This is a genomic window from Bradyrhizobium sp. AZCC 2289, assembly GCF_036924615.1.
Classification (GTDB): Bacteria; Pseudomonadota; Alphaproteobacteria; order Rhizobiales; family Xanthobacteraceae; genus Bradyrhizobium.
In genome coordinates, this window is record NZ_JAZHRY010000001.1 from 3,706,327 (window position 1) to 3,721,480 (window position 15,154).

Sequence of the window (15,154 nt, forward strand, 5' to 3'; positions counted from 1 at the left end):
CTAACACCGTGCTCATCAATCACCTGCACGGCGTATGGGTCCCGGCCCCCGTGCGGAATTGCGCACTAGGCCGGGACGACGGGGTGAGAGAGCCATGAAAACACCCCGCGCCTTCACGAATATCGACACCTGGGTGTTCGATCTCGACAACACGCTGTACCCGCATCACGTCAATCTGTGGCAGCAGGTCGACGCCCGGATCGGCGAATATATCGGCGCCTTCCTGAAGGTTTCGTCACAGGAAGCGCGCCGGATCCAGAAGGACTATTATCTCCGCTACGGCACCTCGATGCGCGGCATGATGACCGAGCATGGCGTGCGCGCCGACGATTACCTCGCCTATGTGCACCGGATCGATCACTCGCCGCTGCAGCCGAACCCGGCGATGGGCGCGGCGATCGCAAAGCTGACCGGGCGCAAGCTGATCCTGACCAACGGCTCGACCGACCATGCCGACGCGGTGCTGGCACGGCTCGGCATCGGCGCCCATTTCGAGGCGGTGTTCGACATCATCGCCGCCGAACTGGAGCCGAAACCGGCGCCGCAGACCTATGACAAGTTCCTCAGGCTGCACGGCGTCGAGCCAACCAGATCGGCGATGTTCGAGGATCTCGCCCGCAACCTCGTGGTGCCGCACCAGCTCGGCATGACCACGGTGCTGGTGGTGCCTGATGGTACCGAGGAAGTGGTACGCGAAGACTGGGAGCTGGAAGGCCGCGACGCCGATCATGTCGATCATGTCACCGATGATCTGACCGGGTTCTTGCAGGGGCTCGCCGCGTCGACGAATTCCCAAAAGAGTTAGGCCTGTGGGGCCAGGCTAGTTGCCGAGCTTGATGCCGGCGTCCTTGATTACCTCGGCCCACTCGGGTGTCTCTTTCTTGATGATTGCCGCAAACTCGGCCGGCGTGTTGCCGACCGGCTCGAGGCCAAGTTCATCGAACCTCTTGCGTACCTCTGGCATCGCCAGGGTCTTGACGGTTTCGCCGTGCAACTTATCCAGAACATCCTTCGGCGTGCCGGTCGGCGCGAGCAGGCCGAACCATGGCACGGCCTCGAAGCCAGGGAATCCGGACTCCGCCATGGTCGGCAGGTCGGGCATCAGCGCCGAGCGCTTGATCGAGGTGATGGCCAGCGCGCGCAATTTCCCTTCGCGCGCGAGCGGCACCACGTTCACGATATTGGCGAACGACATGGTGATCCGGTTGGCGAGCAGGTCCGGAATTAACGCTGTGGTGCCGCGATAGGGCACCGGTGCAATATCGACATGCGCCATGTATTTGAACAATTCGGCGGCCAGATGCTGCGACGTGCCCACGCCGGCATGACCATAGGAAAGCTTGCCGGGCTCCGCTTTGGCGAGCGCCACCAGTTCCGCCACGGTCTTGACCGGCAGCTCGGGCGGAACGGCGAGTACGTTCGCCGCGATGAACACCTGCGAGATCGGCGCGAAGTCCTTGATCGGGTCGAATGGCAGTGTTTCATACAGGCTCGGATTGATGACGAGCGAGGGGTTGCCGCCCATCAGCAACGTGTAGCCGTCGGCGGCCGCCTTGGCGACGCGATCGGTGGCGATGTTGCTGCCGGCGCCGGGAATGTCCTCGACCACGAACGGCGTGCCCCAGACTTCCGAAAACCGGTCGGCAAGAATGCGCGCCACAAGGTCGGGAGCCGTGCCGGGTGTGAAGCCGACCAGGATCTTCACCGGCCGGTTCGGATAGTTGGATTGCGCCGATGCTGTCTGCACCACGAGCAGCACGAGTAAGGCGGCGAACAGGCTCGCAACGGGCTTCATCGTTCCTCCAGCGTCCCATGCCGGTTTGCCCGGTCTTTGCCGCGGGACGTGGGGAGAAATGTGACACCGGCAGGCGCAGCCCGCAAGGCGGCCCAAGGCGCCGAACGGCGATGTCGCATTCTTCGGATCTTGACGTGGTTATCGCGACATCGTTGTTTCCACGCGTCGTCCCGGCCCCCCGTGCGCAATTGCGCACCAGGCCGAGACGACACCGGACAGAGCCTTGACTCTCTCCCGCCAAATCCCGAAAAAGCGCTCCCAATTCACCTGAGAATGATCCCGCTCCCAAGGAATCCCCGATGTCCCTGTCCGCGCTTGAATCCACCGTCAACACCGCGTTCGATGCCCGCGACGGCATCTCGACCGCGACCAAGGGCGAGGTTCGCGACGCCGTGGATCATGCGCTCGAACTGCTCGACAAGGGCGAGGCGCGCGTCGCCGAGCGCGAGGCCGGCGGCAAGTGGAAGGTCAATCAGTGGCTGAAGAAGGCGGTGCTGCTGTCGTTCCGCCTCAACGACATGAGTTCGATTCCGGGCGGCCCGGGCAAGGCGGCGTGGTGGGACAAGGTGCCCTCGAAATTCGAGGGCTGGGGCGAGAACCGGTTTCGCGACGCCGGTTTTCGCGCGGTGCCGGGCGCGATCGTGCGCCGCTCGGCCTTCATCGCCCGCAACGTGGTGCTGATGCCGTCCTTCGTCAATCTCGGCGCCTATGTCGATGAATCGACCATGATCGACACCTGGTCGACGGTCGGCTCCTGCGCCCAGATCGGCAAGCGCGTGCATATCTCCGGAGGCGTCGGCATCGGCGGCGTGCTGGAGCCGCTGCAGGCCGAGCCCGTGATCGTCGAGGACGATTGCTTCATCGGTGCGCGCTCTGAAGTCGCCGAGGGCGTGATCGTGCGCAAGGGCGCAGTGCTGGCGATGGGCGTATTCCTCGGCGCCTCCACCAAGATCGTCGACCGCGAGACCGGCGAGATCTTTATCGGCGAGGTCCCGGAATATGCCGTGGTGGTACCGGGCGCGTTGCCGGGCAGGCCGCTGAAGAACGGCCAACCGGGCCCCTCCACCGCCTGCGCCGTGATCGTCAAACGCGTCGACGAACGCACGCGGTCAAAGACGAGCATCAACGAGCTGCTGCGGGACTAAGTCGAACCCGAAATCGACGTGATGCGACCAATATTCCGGACTGCGGATGTTCCGCCGTCCGGCAGGTTGCGATGGACTATTTCCGGTTCCTGTTCCGCTTTGAGGGCCGCATCAACCGCGCCAAATTCTGGTGGGCGGTCCCGTTTTTCGTCCTCCCCGGCCTCTTCCATCAGTTCGAGGATCGGCTCGACGATTCCTACCCGGTGCTGTTGCTCGCCTTCATCGCGTCTGGTCTCTCGCTGTGGGGGTTCATCGAACTGTGTTGCCTAAGGGGATCGAACAAAGCTAACCGGTTCGGCCCTGACCCGCTGGCGCCGCGGGCGCCGCGCGACACAAGGCCGCACTGGGACCAGCAAAGCGAGCTGGAATTTGTTCCGCACAGCGCTGGCCCATCGCCGGGACCTCATGTTAAGCGGGGGCATGAATGATGCCGTTTCCATTACCCGCGACCTCGTCCGCTGCCCGTCGGTCACGCCGGCCGATGCCGGCGCGCTCGGCGTTCTCGAAACACGCCTGAAAGCCGCCGGCTTCGAGGTGCATCGCGTCACCTTCTCCGAGCCCGGCACCGCCGATATCGACAATCTCTATGCCCGCATCGGCAACACGGCGCCGCACCTCACCTTTGCCGGCCATACCGACGTGGTGCCGCCCGGCGACGAGGCGGCATGGAGCCACGGCGCCTTCTCCGGCGAGGTCAAGGACGGCTTTCTCTATGGCCGCGGCGCTGTCGACATGAAGGGCGGCATCGCCTGCAGCGTCGCCGCCGTACTGGATTATCTCGCCGACAATGGCGGCAAACCTAAAGGCTCGATCTCTTTTCTGATCACCGGCGACGAGGAGGACATCTCCGTCAACGGCACCATCAAGCTCTTGCAGTGGGTCGCCGCGCGGGCCGAGAAATTCGACCATTGCGTGCTCGGCGAGCCCTCCAATGTCGAAGTGCTGGGCGACTGCATCAAGGTCGGCCGCCGCGGCTCGCAATCGGGCACGCTGGTTGTCGACGGCGTGCAGGGCCACGTCGCCTATCCGCATCGGGCGGCGAACCCGGTGCCGGATATTTCGCGATTGATCGTGGCGCTCAGCGACGAGCCGCTCGACCACGGCAGCGCCCAGTTCCAGGCCTCGAATCTCGAATTCACTTCCGTCGATGTCGGCAATGCCGCCAGCAACGTGATCCCAGGGCAGGCGCGCGCGAAATTCAACATCCGCTTCAACGACAATCACACCCAGGATACGCTGCGCAAGCTGGTCGACGAGCGTCTCGAGAAGGCCGCCGGCAACCGCATCCGAGCGCGGATCGTGTGGGAGCCTTCCAACTCCAACGTCTTCGTGACAAAACCCGGTCCGTTCACCGATCTCGCGGTTGCGGCGATCGAGGAAGTCACCGGCCGCAAGCCGGAACTAAGCACCAGCGGCGGCACCTCGGACGCGCGCTTCATCTCGAGCTATTGTCCGGTGATCGAATTCGGCCTGGTCGGCCAGACCATGCACCAGATCAACGAGCGCACGCCGGTGTCCGATCTGGAAAACCTGACAAAGATCTATCGCGGCGTGTTGGATCGGTATTTCGGGTGAGCCTCTTCTCCCTCGCCCGCTCTTGCGGGAGAGGGTTGGCGTGAGGGGCTGCTTCAACAAACACCGAATACGCGGTGAGTCCCCCTCACTCGAAGCCTTCGGCTTCGACCTCTCCCCGCTTGCGGCCGCAAGCGGGGAGAGGTGAAGAGCCCGGCCATGACGGTTGAGAGAGCACTAATATTCCACCCGCACCAGATACAATCCCTCCGGCGGCGCGACGGGGCCGCAGGCGGCGCGGTTGCGGGCGGCGAGGGCGGCGGCGAGATCGTCGGCGCTCCAGCGGCCTTCGCCGACCCAGACCAACGATCCCACCATCGAGCGCACCTGGCTGTGCAGGAACGAGCGCGCCGAGGTCAGGATGGAAATGGCGTCACCGTCCCTGACAACGTCGATCTGGTCGAGCGTCTTCTCCGGCGATTTCGCCTGGCACTCGGTGTCGCGAAACGTCGTGAAATCGTGCTTGCCGAGCAGCCGCTGCGCGGCGGCGTGCATCGCATCCGTATCGAGATGCCGCGGCAGCCGCCAGGTTCGCCCGATATCGAGGGCGAGGTTCGCCCTGTGATTGGTGATGCGATAACGGTAATGCCGTTTTTTGGCGGAAAACCGCGCCTCGAAATCGTCGGGCACGATCTCGGCCGACAGCACGCCGATCGGATGCGGCCTCAAATGCGCGTTCAAGCCATCGCGAAAACGGCCCGGCGGAAAATGTTTTGCGATGTCGCAATGCGCGACCTGCGCCAGCGCATGCACGCCGGCGTCGGTGCGGCCGGCGCCGTGGACGCGCACCTGCTCGCCGCAGATCGCCTTGACCGCGGTCTCCAGCGCGCCCTGCACGGTCGCGCCATTGTCCTGGATCTGCCAGCCGCAGAACGGCGTACCGTCATATTCAATGGTGAGCTTGTAGCGGGGCATCAGGCGAGCCGCGCCGGCGGTTTGAGCGGCGTGCCGCGCAAGAAATCCGCAGCCTTCATCGGCGCCTTGCCGGCGCGCTGCAGTTCAATAATCCGGATGGCGCCCTCGCCGCAGGCAATCGCAAGGCGGTTGTCCAGCACGGCGCCCGGCGTGCCCGCGCCCTTCGTCGGTTCGCAACGCAGGATTTTGACGCGGGCCGGTTCACCATCGATCGCGATCTCGCACCACGCGCCGGGAAAAGGCGACAGCCCGTGAATGTGGCGCAACACTGCATGCGCCGGCTTGTTCCAGTCGATCCGCGCCTCGGCCTTGTCGATCTTGGCGGCGTAGGTCACGCCGTGTTCGCTCTGCTTTGTCAGTTGCAGCTTGCCGCGTTCCAGCGCGCCCATCGCGCGCACCATCAGATCGGCGCCGAGCGGCGCCAGCGCGTCGTGCAGATCGGCGGCCGTCATCGTATCGGCGATGGTCAGCCGTTCCGCCATCGCGACATCGCCGGTGTCGAGGCCGACATCCATTTTCATCACCATGACGCCGGTCTCGGCGTCGCCCGCCATGATGGCCCGGTTGATCGGGGCCGCGCCGCGCCAGCGCGGCAGCAGCGACGCGTGCAAATTGAAGCAGCTGAGCGGCGGCGAATCGAGAATAGCCTGCGGCAGGATCATGCCGTAGGCGACGACCACGGCGGCATCCGCACGATGCGCGCGGAATTCATCCAGCGCTTTAGGGGTTTTCAGCGTCGAAGGCGTCAACACGGGAATGCCGAGCCGCCGCGCCTGCTGTTCGACAGGGGTTGGCTGCAGCTTCATGCCGCGCCCGGCCGGTTTTGCGGCGCGGGTATAGACGGCCGCGATCTCATGGCCGTGCGCCACCAACTCCAGCAGCGTCGGCACCGCGAAGTCAGGCGTGCCCATGAAGATCAAGCGGAGAGGCATTGCGCAGAAAATTCCTTTGAACCGAACATCAAGATAACGAGCGTCATCCTGAGGTGCGAGCTGTTGCGAGCCTCGAAGGATGCGCGGACAAGAAAGAGCGTCGCTTGTGTCTGCCGTCGCCCTTCGAGGCTACGGCGCCAGGAGGCGCCTCCGCACCTCAGGGTGATGGCACTTCGTTCGTGCGAGGCCGGGCCTACTCCGCCGCGCGCTTGGCGGCTTTGGTGAACTTCTTCAGTACGCGGTCGCGCTTCAATTTCGACAAATAATCCACGAACAGCACGCCGTTGAGGTGATCGATCTCGTGCTGGATGCAGGTCGCGAACAGGCCGTCGGCGTCCTCCTCATGCAGCTTGCCGTCGAGATCGGTAAAGCGCACGCGCACCCGCGCCGGCCGCTCGACCTCCTCGTAATATTCGGGGATCGACAGGCAGCCCTCCTCGTAGATCGACAATTCCTCCGACGCGGAGATGATCTGCGGATTGATGAAGACCCGCGGCTGCGGCTTGGTCTCGCCGTCCTCGGCCTTCTTGGCGAGATCCATGGTGATCAGCCGCAACGGCTGAGCGACCTGGATCGCCGCAAGGCCGATCCCGGGGGCGTCATACATGGTCTCGAACATGTCGTCGGCGAGCTTGCGGATCTCCGCCGTCACCTTTTCGACGGGCTTGGAAACGAGCCGCAACTGCTTGTCCGGCAGGATGATGATTTCTCTTAAGGCCATAGCGGGCGATTTAAGCTGCTGATTTGCCGGGGTCAATGCGCGGAGGAACCCGTTAACCCCGGCTTAACCATGATTTTTAAGACCGCGTTAACCACGAAAATTTACCTGCCATTTACCATAAATGTTCCCTCTTCGTTCGCGCAAACCCGCGAATCGGCTACAAGCAGGCCATGAACGAGATTATTTTTGTCATCGGCGACTGGCCGATCCGCACCATTGACGCGCTGATCGGCTTTGGCGCGCTCGCCCTTGTCCTGCTCCTGGTCATCGCCATCGTGATCGCGCGCTCCGGCCGCCGCGGCGCGGAACTGGCGATGGCGCAGGCGATCCGCGCCGACGAACTCGAGGAACGCCTGAGCGAGATGCTGCAGGCGCAGAACGTGGCCACCGGGCGGGTCGATGCGATGGGACAGTCGCTGGCCGGCCGCCAGGCCGAGATGGCGCGCGCCGTCAACGAGCGGCTGGATTCGGTGACCCACCGCGTCGGCCAGTCGATGGAAGCGACCACGCGCAACACCATGGACAGTCTGCGCGTGCTGCACGAGCGGCTCGGCATTATCGACAATGCGCATAAAAATCTCACCGAGCTGACCTCGCAGGTGACCACGCTGCGCGACGTGCTCGCCAACAAGCAGTCGCGCGGCGCGTTCGGCCAGGCGCGGATGGAAGCGATCGTCCAGGACGGCATGCCGAAGGGCGGTTACGAATTCCAGTTCACGCTCTCGACCGGCAAGCGGCCGGACTGCGTGGTGTTCCTGCCCGACCAGCGCCCGCTGTGCATCGACGCGAAATTCCCGCTGGAAGCAATGACCGCGCTGCACGACGCACGCACCGACGAGGAAAAGAAGTACGCCACGCAGCAGCTGCGCAATGACGTAATGAAGCATGTCAGCGACATCGCCGAGAAATATCTGATCGCGGGCGAGACCCAGGACACCGCGCTAATGTTCGTGCCGTCGGAATCGGTTTATGCCGAGATCCACGACGGCTTCGACGACGTGATCCAGAAAGCCTATCGCGCCCGGGTGGTGCTGGTATCGCCGTCACTGTTGATGCTGGCGATCCAGGTCATGCAGCAGATCCTCAAAGACGCGCGGATGCGCGACGCCGCCGACCAGATCCGCACCGAGGTGCTCAACCTTGGCGACGATCTCGGCCGCCTGCGCGACCGCGTGCTGAAGCTGCAAAAGCATTTTGGCGACGTCAACGAGGACGTCCGGCAGATCCTGATCTCCGCCGACAAGATCGAAAAACGCGCCGGGCGGATCGAGGAGCTGGATTTCAGCAAGACCGAGACGCCGGTGGAACTCCCGCGCATCGTCAAGAGCGGCACGCCGGAGCTGTTCCCCGCGCCGCGCAAGCTGCAGGCGGGGGAGTAGTATCTTCCCTTCTCCCCTTGTGGGAGAGGGAAAGACGCCCGAATCTCTGCTAACACCCTTCCATGACTGCACCCGAAGCTGCCTCCCCAGCCTCAGCTACGCCAGCCCCCGCGCCCTCCTGGCGCGACGGCCTTGCCGTTTACCTGCAGCCACGCGTGCTGATCGTGCTGCTGCTCGGATTTTCCTCCGGGCTGCCGCTGGCGCTGTCGGGATCGACGCTGCTGGTGTGGATGCGCGAATCCGGCGTCGACCTCGGCACCATCGGCCTGTTCGCGCTGGTCGGCACGCCCTACACGCTGAAATTCCTGTGGGCGCCGCTGGTCGACGCGCTGCATGTGCCGTTCTTCACGCGGACCTTCGGCCGCCGGCGCGGCTGGCTGGTGTTCTCGCAATTGCTGCTGATCGTGGCGATCCTGCTGCTGGCATTGACCGACCCGGCGCGCTCGCCGTTGTTTGTAGCCCTTGGCGCGCTGCTGGTCGCGGCGATGTCCTCGACGCAAGACATCGTCGTCGATGCGTTCCGGGTCGAGAGCCTGCCCGAAAGCGAGCAGGCGGCCGGCATGGCGTCCTATGTCGCCGCCTACCGCATCGGCATGCTGGTCTCGACCGCGGGCGCGCTGTTCATCGTCAGCGGCTTCGAAGGCACCGGCATCGCGCGCGCATCGGCCTGGATGTGGGGCTATGTGGTGATGGCGGCGCTGGTGCTGATCGGCACCGCCACGGCGCTGGCCGCGACCGAGCCAGAGCAATCCGCGCGCGCGGAAGCCGCGACGCGCACGGAAACCGCGTTCGAGCGCGTGCTGCATGCCGCGATCGGCGCGTTCTCGGAATTCGTCACCCGCCGCGACGCCTGGGCCGCGCTCGCCTTCGTGGTGCTGTTCAAATTCACCGATGCGTTTTCCGGCACCATGACCGCGCCGTTCGTGATCGACCTCGGTTTTTCGCGCAACGACTACGCCGCCATCGTCAAGGGCGTGGGTCTGGCGGCCACGTTGATCGGCGGCTTTGCCGGCGGGTTCGTGGCGCGGCGTTATTCGCTGGCGGCAAGCCTGTGGATCGGCGGCCTGCTGCAGGCGGTCGCCAACCTCTCGTTCTCGTGGCTGGCGCTGGTCGGCGTCAACGAATGGGCGCTGGCCTTCGCCATCACCGCCGAAAATTTCACCAGCGCCATCGGAACTGTGATCTTCGTCGCCTATTTATCCGCGTTGTGCCGCAACCCGCTGCACACCGCGACCCAATACGCGCTGCTGACCGCGCTCGCCGCCGTCGGGCGCACCTATCTATCGTCGGGCGCAGGCTATGTCGCAAAGGCGACGGGATGGCCGTTGTTCTTTGCGATCTGCGTCGTGGTCGCGGTGCCGAGCCTGATCCTGCTGGCCTGGCTGCAGCGGCGCGGGCATTTTGACGAATTGGGGCCGGTGAAGGTTTAGCGCCACTTGTCGTCTCCCGCGCTTCGCTTTCGCCGGGCGATGACAGCGTAGCTTGTGACGCGAGCTCAATGCGCGGTCACGATGCTCCACTTGGTGACCACGGCCTCGCTCATCTGCCCGGCATCCTGGGCGCAGGCGACTTCATCGACCTTGACCGAGATTTCCTTGCCGACGAGATTCTTCAGCTGCGCGGTCTGCGCATCGCTGGAGGCGATCAGCTGGAATGTTTCCGGGCCGGTTTCCAGGTTGCACAGACCGTTCGGCGGCGGCAGCCGGCGCGGCTCGCTGGTGATCTGATAGGTGGAGACGCGCTTGCCAGCTTTACCGCCACGGACCTTCATGGTGTTGAGTTCCCCGGAAAGAACGCCGCCGGCACTGATCAATTTGCCCGCTTTCGGCACGGGCTCGGCCTGCTGCGCGCCTGCGGAAGGCGCGGCAAACGCCACCGCCATGATTGCTGCAAAGGCCAGGCGTTTGCCGAATCGTTGTTTCGTCATGTCGAATCAGTTCCGTTGTGCGATTCTAGAGTGTGATGACGTTTCTTCGAATCGTCATCACACTCTATTTCTTTGTTTGAGCATGATCTTATCGGAAAACCGGTACCCACTTTTCCGGATCATGCTCTAGAACAGCGTCCGCTGCCGCATGGCAGCCGATAGCGTACCTTCGTCGAGATAATCAAGTTCGCCGCCGACCGGCACCCCGTGGGCGAGCCGCGTCACTTTGACGTTGGCCTCCTGCAGGAGATCGGTGATGTAATGCGCGGTGGTCTGGCCATCCACCGTTGCGTTCAGCGCCAGGATGATTTCGCTGACCTGCGGGTCATGCGCGCGGGCCACCAGCGCGTCGATGGTGAGGTCCTGGGGACCTACGCCATCGAGCGGCGACAGCGTCGCGCCGAGCACGTGATAGCGGCCGTTGGTCGCATTCGCCCGCTCCAGCGCCCACAAATCCGCGACGTCGGCGACCACGACGATGATGCTGCCGTCGCGCCGCGGGTCGGTGCACACCGTGCACGGGCTCTGGGTGTCGATATTGCCGCAGGTCTTGCAGACCTGGATCTTGTCGATCGCCACCTGCAGCGCGCCGGCGAGCGGCGTCATCAAGGCTTCGCGCTTCTTGATCAGATGCAGCGCCGCGCGCCGCGCCGAGCGCGGCCCAAGCCCCGGCAGCCGCGCCAACAGCTGGATCAGACGCTCGATTTCGGGACCGGCAACCGCAGAGGCCATTTCAGCCGAGACCAAATCCCGGCGGCAAAGCCAAGCCGCCGGTCAGTGCCTGCATCTTTTCCTGCACCGCGGCTTCCGCCTTGCGCCGCGCGTCATTATGCGCGGTCACCAGCAGATCCTCCAGGATCTCGCGCTCGTCGACCTTCATCAGCGACGGATCGATCTTCACCGCCTTGACTTCCATCTTGGCCGTCATGCGCACGGCGACGAGCCCGCCGCCGGAAATGCCCTCGACTTCGACGTTGCCGAGTTCTTCCTGCATCGCCTGCATCTTGGACTGCAGCTGCGCCGCCTGCTTCATCATGCCGAGAAAATCAGCCATTCATATTTTCCTTGCGTGCTTCCTTCTGGGTATCGCTCAATCGTCGCTGTCGGAAGGATCGAGCGGGTCTTCACCGCTGGCATCGGATTCCGGCGGCTCGGCGGCGAGCTTGCGCACCTCGACGACCTTGGCGCCGGGAAACCGCGCCAGCACTTCCTGCACGCGCGGGTCGGCCTCCGCGGCACGCTCGCGCTCGTTCTTGATGACCTCGTTCTGCGACCGCAGCGTCGGCTGTCCGGCCTCGTTGGACACGATCACGGTCCAGCGCCGCCCGGTCCATTGCTCCAGTTTGCGGGAGAGATCGTTGACCAGCATGCGCGCGGCATTGCGTTCGAGTGCGACTTCCAGCCGCCCGTCCTCGATGCGCACGAGGCGCACATCGGCTTCCAGCGCCGCCTTGGTCATGAGATCGCGCTTCTCGCCGGCGAGCGCCACGAGCTGCGGAAAGCTGGTGATCCGCAGCGCCGGCGCGGACTGCGCCTCCGGTACGGAAGCGACGGCCTGCGGACGCGCGGACGCCTCGGCGCCGGCGCGCGGCGCGGCGGGCGGTGAGCGCATTGGCGAAGAAGAAATCGACGATACTGTCGAGGCTGGCGCAGGCCGTGACACCGATGCGCCGCCAGAGACCACCGGCGAGGCGCCGCCGTTCTGCTCGATCATCCTGATCGCTTCATCGGGCGTCGGCATGTCGGCGACATAGGCGATGCGCACCAGCACCATTTCCGCGGCGGCCGCCGGCCGGGTTGCGGTCTGCACTTCGGTGATGCCCTTGAGCAGCATCTGCCACATCCGCGACAGCACCCGCATCGAAAGCTTCAATGCGAATTCGCGCGCACGCAGCCGTTCGGTCTCGCCGAAGGCGACATTGTCGGCAGTCGCAGGCACGACCTTCACGCGGGTGACGAAATTAACGAATTCGGCGAGATCGGACAGCACCACGATCGGATCAGCGCCGACGTCATACTGTTCGCGAAACTCCTTGAACGCGCCGGCGATATCGCCGCGCGCCAGCGAATCGAACAGGTCGATCACCCGCGTGCGGTCGGCGAGACCGAGCATCTGGCGTACCGCATCGGCGCGCACGGTACCTGCCGCGTGCGCGATCGCCTGATCGAACAGCGACAGCGAATCGCGCACCGAGCCTTCCGCCGCGCGCGCGATGATGCCGAGCGCCTCGGGCTCGACCTCGACATTCTCCTTTGCCGCGATATTGGACAGATGCTTCATCAGCACGTCGGCCTCGACCCGGCGCAAGTCAAACCGCTGGCAGCGCGACAGCACCGTGACCGGGACTTTGCGGATTTCGGTGGTGGCGAAAACGAATTTGGCGTGTTCCGGCGGCTCTTCCAGCGTCTTCAGGAACGCGTTGAAGGCCGCGGTCGACAGCATGTGGACTTCGTCGATGATGTAGACCTTGTAGCGCGCGCTGGCCGGGGCATAACGCACGCTGTCATTGATCTGGCGCACGTCGTCGACGCCGGTATGCGAGGCGGCGTCCATTTCCAGCACATCCATGTGCCGGCTTTCCATGATCGCTCGGCAATGCACGCCGAGCTCAGGCATATGGATGGTCGGTCCCTTCACCGAGCCGTCCGGCAGTTCGTAATTCAGCGCGCGCGCGAGAATCCGCGCCGTGGTGGTTTTGCCGACCCCGCGCACCCCGGTCAGGATCCAGGCCTGCGGAATTCGCCCGGTTTCGAACGCATTCGAAACCGTGCGGACCATGGCCTCCTGGCCGATCAAATCGTCAAAGCTTGAGGGCCGGTATTTACGCGCCAGCACCCGATAGGCTTTGCCGGCCCCAGGGACCTCGGAAGGCTGACCGCCAAGATCGAAACCGCCCTGGTTGGCGCTGTCGGGCTGATCAGGGGGAGCGCCAGCGTCGTTCATCGGTCGATCCGCAATTGATTGTCTCTCACGGCCGGCTTGCGGAAAGGAGTAGAATCAAGCGCAAGGGCGGTGGTGGCCGCTCTCAGCGCGATTCGCTCGAAAAAACAGGTAGGAGACTGACGAGCGACCCGATCCGGACCTCGTTAGGGCTGCTTCCTTCCGGACCTGACCCGGTTGGCGAGTGGCTCGTCCACCGCCAATCTCCCGGTCCCTATTTGGGGCCAAAAGGGCCGGAAAGCAAGCGGGCCATTGGCTGTCATACCCCGCGAAAGCGGGGTATCCAGTACCCGGCGGCCGATCGATCAGATGAGAGGCCGCAGGGTACTGGATCATCCGCTTTCGCGGATGATGACGCCTTGATATGAAGCCGCACCGGTGCCCACTGAAGGCACCTATAAGCCCGACGCGTATCGGGCATTTGGGAACCTATATGCCCACTGACGCCTCCGCCTGGTCGCTGCATTCACAGCTCAAAAAGGACACCATCGACATCGGCGACCTGCCGCTGTGCCGGGTGCTGGTCATCAAGGACGCGCATTACCCGTGGCTGTTGCTGGTGCCGCGCCGGGATGGCGCGTCGGAAATCATCGACCTCGACGAGGTCGAGCAGGCGCAGCTGATGACCGAAATTTCCCGCGTCGCCCGGGCCCTGAAAGAGGTCACGCAGTGCGACAAGCTGAATATCGCCGCCCTTGGCAATCTGGTGCCGCAGCTTCACGTGCACGTTATCGCGCGCCGTTCGAGCGACGTCGCCTGGCCGCGCCCGGTCTGGGGCGTGATGCCGCCGCTGGCGCATGACGCCGAGGAGGTGCAGAATTTCATCAGCGCGCTTCGCCGCAAGATTTGGCTAGGTTGAATACATGTCAGCATTCGATTCGTTTCCGCTCGGGCAGCCGGCTTTCGTCACCCATGTTCTCGATCGCGCCGCGCATCTGCGCGGCAATGATGAAAAATTGTTCGCGCTGGAAAGCCACCGCGATGCCCGGGCCTATGTGATCTATCGCGACTCGCTGGTGGCAAAGCAGGAGCCGGACGGCCCGCGGGTGCTGCTGCGGATCGACGAGGCGCTGAAGTTCGGCGCCAATCCCGGCACGATCTTCTTAGGCTTGCGCGACGGCGCGCCGATATTCGGGATGGGCATCGCGGCCGCCGCGGTGGAAAAGCTGCTGACCGGCCAGGAAGCAGTCGTAACCGAGCTTCGCGGCATGGCGATGCAGGGCGTGGTGCCGCCGGAGCAGCTTTCCGCGATCGCGATGGCGAAATCGATGGTGACCTGGCATCAGCGTCACGGGTTTTGCGCCAATTGCGGCACCCGCACCGCGATGAAGGAAGGCGGCTGGAAGCGCGAGTGCCCGAACTGCAAGGCCGAGCACTTTCCGCGCACCGATCCTGTCGTGATCATGCTGGTGACCTCTGGCGACAAATGCCTGCTCGGCCGGCAGAAGCAGTTCCCGGCCGGGATGTATTCCTGTCTTGCGGGATTTGTCGAAGCCGCCGAAACCATCGAGGATGCGGTCCGCCGCGAGATTTTCGAGGAGTCCGGGATACGCTGTACCGACGTGAATTATTACATGACGCAGCCCTGGCCCTACCCGTCCTCGCTGATGATCGGGTGCACCGCGCGCGCCACCAGCGAGGATATCGTCGTCGACCGCGCCGAACTCGAGGACGCCCGCTGGTTCGACCGCGCCGAAGCGACCCTGATGATCAAGCGCCAGCACCCGGACGGCCTCGCCGGGCCGCATCCGTTTGCGATCGCGCACCATTTGCTTGGACGCTGGGTGCATGGGGAAGACAACGCCGGCGCATAGCGGGGAACCGTAC

The 15,154-nt window shown here is 64.3% G+C and carries 16 protein-coding genes and 1 other RNA gene; 8 read left to right on the top strand and 9 right to left on the bottom strand.

Annotation, left to right across the window (positions count from 1 at the left end; translation table 11 throughout):
* The first annotated feature begins 94 nt into the window (after window positions 1-94).
* Complete coding sequence (locus V1289_RS17735; protein WP_334398091.1) at window positions 95-805, top strand: pyrimidine 5'-nucleotidase; 711 nt, start codon at window positions 95-97, stop codon at window positions 803-805.
* Between the two features lie 15 nt (window positions 806-820).
* On the opposite strand, the gene V1289_RS17740 is transcribed toward V1289_RS17735, so the two are convergent.
* On the bottom strand, window positions 821-1,795 hold the full coding sequence (locus tag V1289_RS17740; RefSeq protein ID WP_334398092.1) for a Bug family tripartite tricarboxylate transporter substrate binding protein: 975 nt from the start codon (window positions 1,793-1,795) through the stop codon (window positions 821-823).
* 299 nt (window positions 1,796-2,094) lie between these two features.
* Here V1289_RS17740 and dapD point away from each other — a divergent pair, with 299 nt between their 5' ends.
* The 3 genes from dapD (at window position 2,095) to dapE (ending at window position 4,515) form a co-directional block, all read left to right on the top strand.
* Window positions 2,095-2,940: a 2,3,4,5-tetrahydropyridine-2,6-dicarboxylate N-succinyltransferase gene (dapD, locus tag V1289_RS17745; protein WP_334398093.1), complete on the top strand. Its 846-nt coding sequence runs from the start codon at window positions 2,095-2,097 to the stop codon at window positions 2,938-2,940.
* A 71-nt stretch (window positions 2,941-3,011) separates the two neighbouring features.
* On the top strand, window positions 3,012-3,368 hold the full coding sequence (locus V1289_RS17750) for a DUF805 domain-containing protein (RefSeq protein WP_334398094.1): 357 nt from the start codon (window positions 3,012-3,014) through the stop codon (window positions 3,366-3,368).
* Entirely contained in the window at window positions 3,361-4,515 is a 1,155-nt protein-coding gene (gene dapE, locus V1289_RS17755) for a succinyl-diaminopimelate desuccinylase (RefSeq protein WP_334398095.1), read from the top strand. Before V1289_RS17750 ends, dapE begins: the two co-directional genes overlap by 8 nt.
* Window positions 4,516-4,689: 174 nt before the next feature.
* Here the strand turns inward: dapE and truA are convergent, their stop codons facing one another.
* The 3 genes from truA to def form a co-directional block, all read right to left on the bottom strand.
* Window positions 4,690-5,427: a tRNA pseudouridine(38-40) synthase TruA gene (truA, locus tag V1289_RS17760; RefSeq protein ID WP_334398096.1), complete on the bottom strand. Its 738-nt coding sequence runs from the start codon at window positions 5,425-5,427 to the stop codon at window positions 4,690-4,692.
* The gene (gene fmt, locus V1289_RS17765; RefSeq protein WP_334398097.1) at window positions 5,427-6,359 is read right to left on the bottom strand and encodes a methionyl-tRNA formyltransferase; all 933 of its coding nucleotides are present in this window, start codon (window positions 6,357-6,359) and stop codon (window positions 5,427-5,429) included. The genes truA and fmt overlap by 1 nt, the downstream gene beginning before the upstream one ends.
* Before the next feature lie 193 nt (window positions 6,360-6,552).
* Window positions 6,553-7,080 (bottom strand): peptide deformylase, encoded by a 528-nt coding sequence (gene def, locus V1289_RS17770; RefSeq protein ID WP_334398098.1) that lies wholly within the window; start codon window positions 7,078-7,080, stop codon window positions 6,553-6,555.
* Window positions 7,081-7,250: 170 nt separating this feature from the next.
* Between def and V1289_RS17775 the strand changes: the two genes are divergently transcribed.
* Both V1289_RS17775 and V1289_RS17780 read left to right on the top strand, forming a co-directional pair.
* Complete coding sequence (locus V1289_RS17775; protein WP_334398099.1) at window positions 7,251-8,459, top strand: DNA recombination protein RmuC; 1,209 nt, start codon at window positions 7,251-7,253, stop codon at window positions 8,457-8,459.
* A gap of 62 nt (window positions 8,460-8,521) precedes the next feature.
* Entirely contained in the window at window positions 8,522-9,889 is a 1,368-nt protein-coding gene (locus V1289_RS17780) for an AmpG family muropeptide MFS transporter (RefSeq protein ID WP_309180223.1), read from the top strand.
* A gap of 65 nt (window positions 9,890-9,954) precedes the next feature.
* On the opposite strand, the gene V1289_RS17785 is transcribed toward V1289_RS17780, so the two are convergent.
* The 5 genes from V1289_RS17785 to ffs all read right to left on the bottom strand — a co-directional run bounded on the left by V1289_RS17785 (window position 9,955) and on the right by ffs (window position 13,535).
* Window positions 9,955-10,386 carry a hypothetical protein gene (locus tag V1289_RS17785; RefSeq protein ID WP_334398100.1) on the bottom strand — a complete coding sequence of 144 codons (432 nt, stop codon included), beginning with the start codon at window positions 10,384-10,386 and terminating at the stop codon, window positions 9,955-9,957.
* Window positions 10,387-10,512: 126 nt separating this feature from the next.
* Complete coding sequence (recR, locus tag V1289_RS17790; RefSeq protein WP_074272838.1) at window positions 10,513-11,118, bottom strand: recombination mediator RecR; 606 nt, start codon at window positions 11,116-11,118, stop codon at window positions 10,513-10,515.
* 1 nt (window position 11,119) lies between these two features.
* The gene (locus V1289_RS17795) at window positions 11,120-11,440 is read right to left on the bottom strand and encodes a YbaB/EbfC family nucleoid-associated protein (RefSeq protein ID WP_309180235.1); all 321 of its coding nucleotides are present in this window, start codon (window positions 11,438-11,440) and stop codon (window positions 11,120-11,122) included.
* A 36-nt stretch (window positions 11,441-11,476) separates the two neighbouring features.
* Window positions 11,477-13,330: a DNA polymerase III subunit gamma/tau gene (locus V1289_RS17800; protein ID WP_334398101.1), complete on the bottom strand. Its 1,854-nt coding sequence runs from the start codon at window positions 13,328-13,330 to the stop codon at window positions 11,477-11,479.
* 108 nt (window positions 13,331-13,438) lie between these two features.
* An RNA gene (gene ffs, locus V1289_RS17805) (signal recognition particle sRNA small type) lies at window positions 13,439-13,535 on the bottom strand.
* Between the two features lie 225 nt (window positions 13,536-13,760).
* Between ffs and V1289_RS17810 the strand changes: the two genes are divergently transcribed.
* Both V1289_RS17810 and nudC read left to right on the top strand, forming a co-directional pair.
* On the top strand, window positions 13,761-14,186 hold the full coding sequence (locus V1289_RS17810) for an HIT domain-containing protein (RefSeq protein ID WP_074278031.1): 426 nt from the start codon (window positions 13,761-13,763) through the stop codon (window positions 14,184-14,186).
* Between the two features lie 4 nt (window positions 14,187-14,190).
* Window positions 14,191-15,141, top strand: coding sequence for an NAD(+) diphosphatase (nudC, locus tag V1289_RS17815; protein WP_334398102.1), 951 nt, complete (start codon window positions 14,191-14,193; stop codon window positions 15,139-15,141).
* The last annotated feature ends 13 nt before the right edge of the window (window positions 15,142-15,154 follow it).

Excerpts from the sequence above, each read along its gene's own strand:
- V1289_RS17800 (WP_334398101.1), bottom strand. The coding sequence starts at position 13,330 with ATGAACGACGCTGGCGCTCCCCCTGATCAGCCCGACAGCGCCAACCAG.
- dapE (WP_334398095.1), top strand. The coding sequence starts at position 3,361 with ATGAATGATGCCGTTTCCATTACCCGCGACCTCGTCCGCTGCCCGTCG.
- V1289_RS17750 (WP_334398094.1), top strand. The coding sequence starts at position 3,012 with ATGGACTATTTCCGGTTCCTGTTCCGCTTTGAGGGCCGCATCAACCGC.
- V1289_RS17810 (WP_074278031.1), top strand. The coding sequence starts at position 13,761 with ATGCCCACTGACGCCTCCGCCTGGTCGCTGCATTCACAGCTCAAAAAG.
- truA (WP_334398096.1), bottom strand. The coding sequence starts at position 5,427 with ATGCCCCGCTACAAGCTCACCATTGAATATGACGGTACGCCGTTCTGC.
- V1289_RS17795 (WP_309180235.1), bottom strand. The coding sequence starts at position 11,440 with ATGGCTGATTTTCTCGGCATGATGAAGCAGGCGGCGCAGCTGCAGTCC.
- recR (WP_074272838.1), bottom strand. The coding sequence starts at position 11,118 with ATGGCCTCTGCGGTTGCCGGTCCCGAAATCGAGCGTCTGATCCAGCTG.
- V1289_RS17735 (WP_334398091.1), top strand. The coding sequence starts at position 95 with ATGAAAACACCCCGCGCCTTCACGAATATCGACACCTGGGTGTTCGAT.
- V1289_RS17775 (WP_334398099.1), top strand. The coding sequence starts at position 7,251 with ATGAACGAGATTATTTTTGTCATCGGCGACTGGCCGATCCGCACCATT.
- fmt (WP_334398097.1), bottom strand. The coding sequence starts at position 6,359 with ATGCCTCTCCGCTTGATCTTCATGGGCACGCCTGACTTCGCGGTGCCG.
- dapD (WP_334398093.1), top strand. The coding sequence starts at position 2,095 with ATGTCCCTGTCCGCGCTTGAATCCACCGTCAACACCGCGTTCGATGCC.
- def (WP_334398098.1), bottom strand. The coding sequence starts at position 7,080 with ATGGCCTTAAGAGAAATCATCATCCTGCCGGACAAGCAGTTGCGGCTC.
- V1289_RS17780 (WP_309180223.1), top strand. The coding sequence starts at position 8,522 with ATGACTGCACCCGAAGCTGCCTCCCCAGCCTCAGCTACGCCAGCCCCC.
- V1289_RS17740 (WP_334398092.1), bottom strand. The coding sequence starts at position 1,795 with ATGAAGCCCGTTGCGAGCCTGTTCGCCGCCTTACTCGTGCTGCTCGTG.
- nudC (WP_334398102.1), top strand. The coding sequence starts at position 14,191 with ATGTCAGCATTCGATTCGTTTCCGCTCGGGCAGCCGGCTTTCGTCACC.
- V1289_RS17785 (WP_334398100.1), bottom strand. The coding sequence starts at position 10,386 with ATGACGAAACAACGATTCGGCAAACGCCTGGCCTTTGCAGCAATCATG.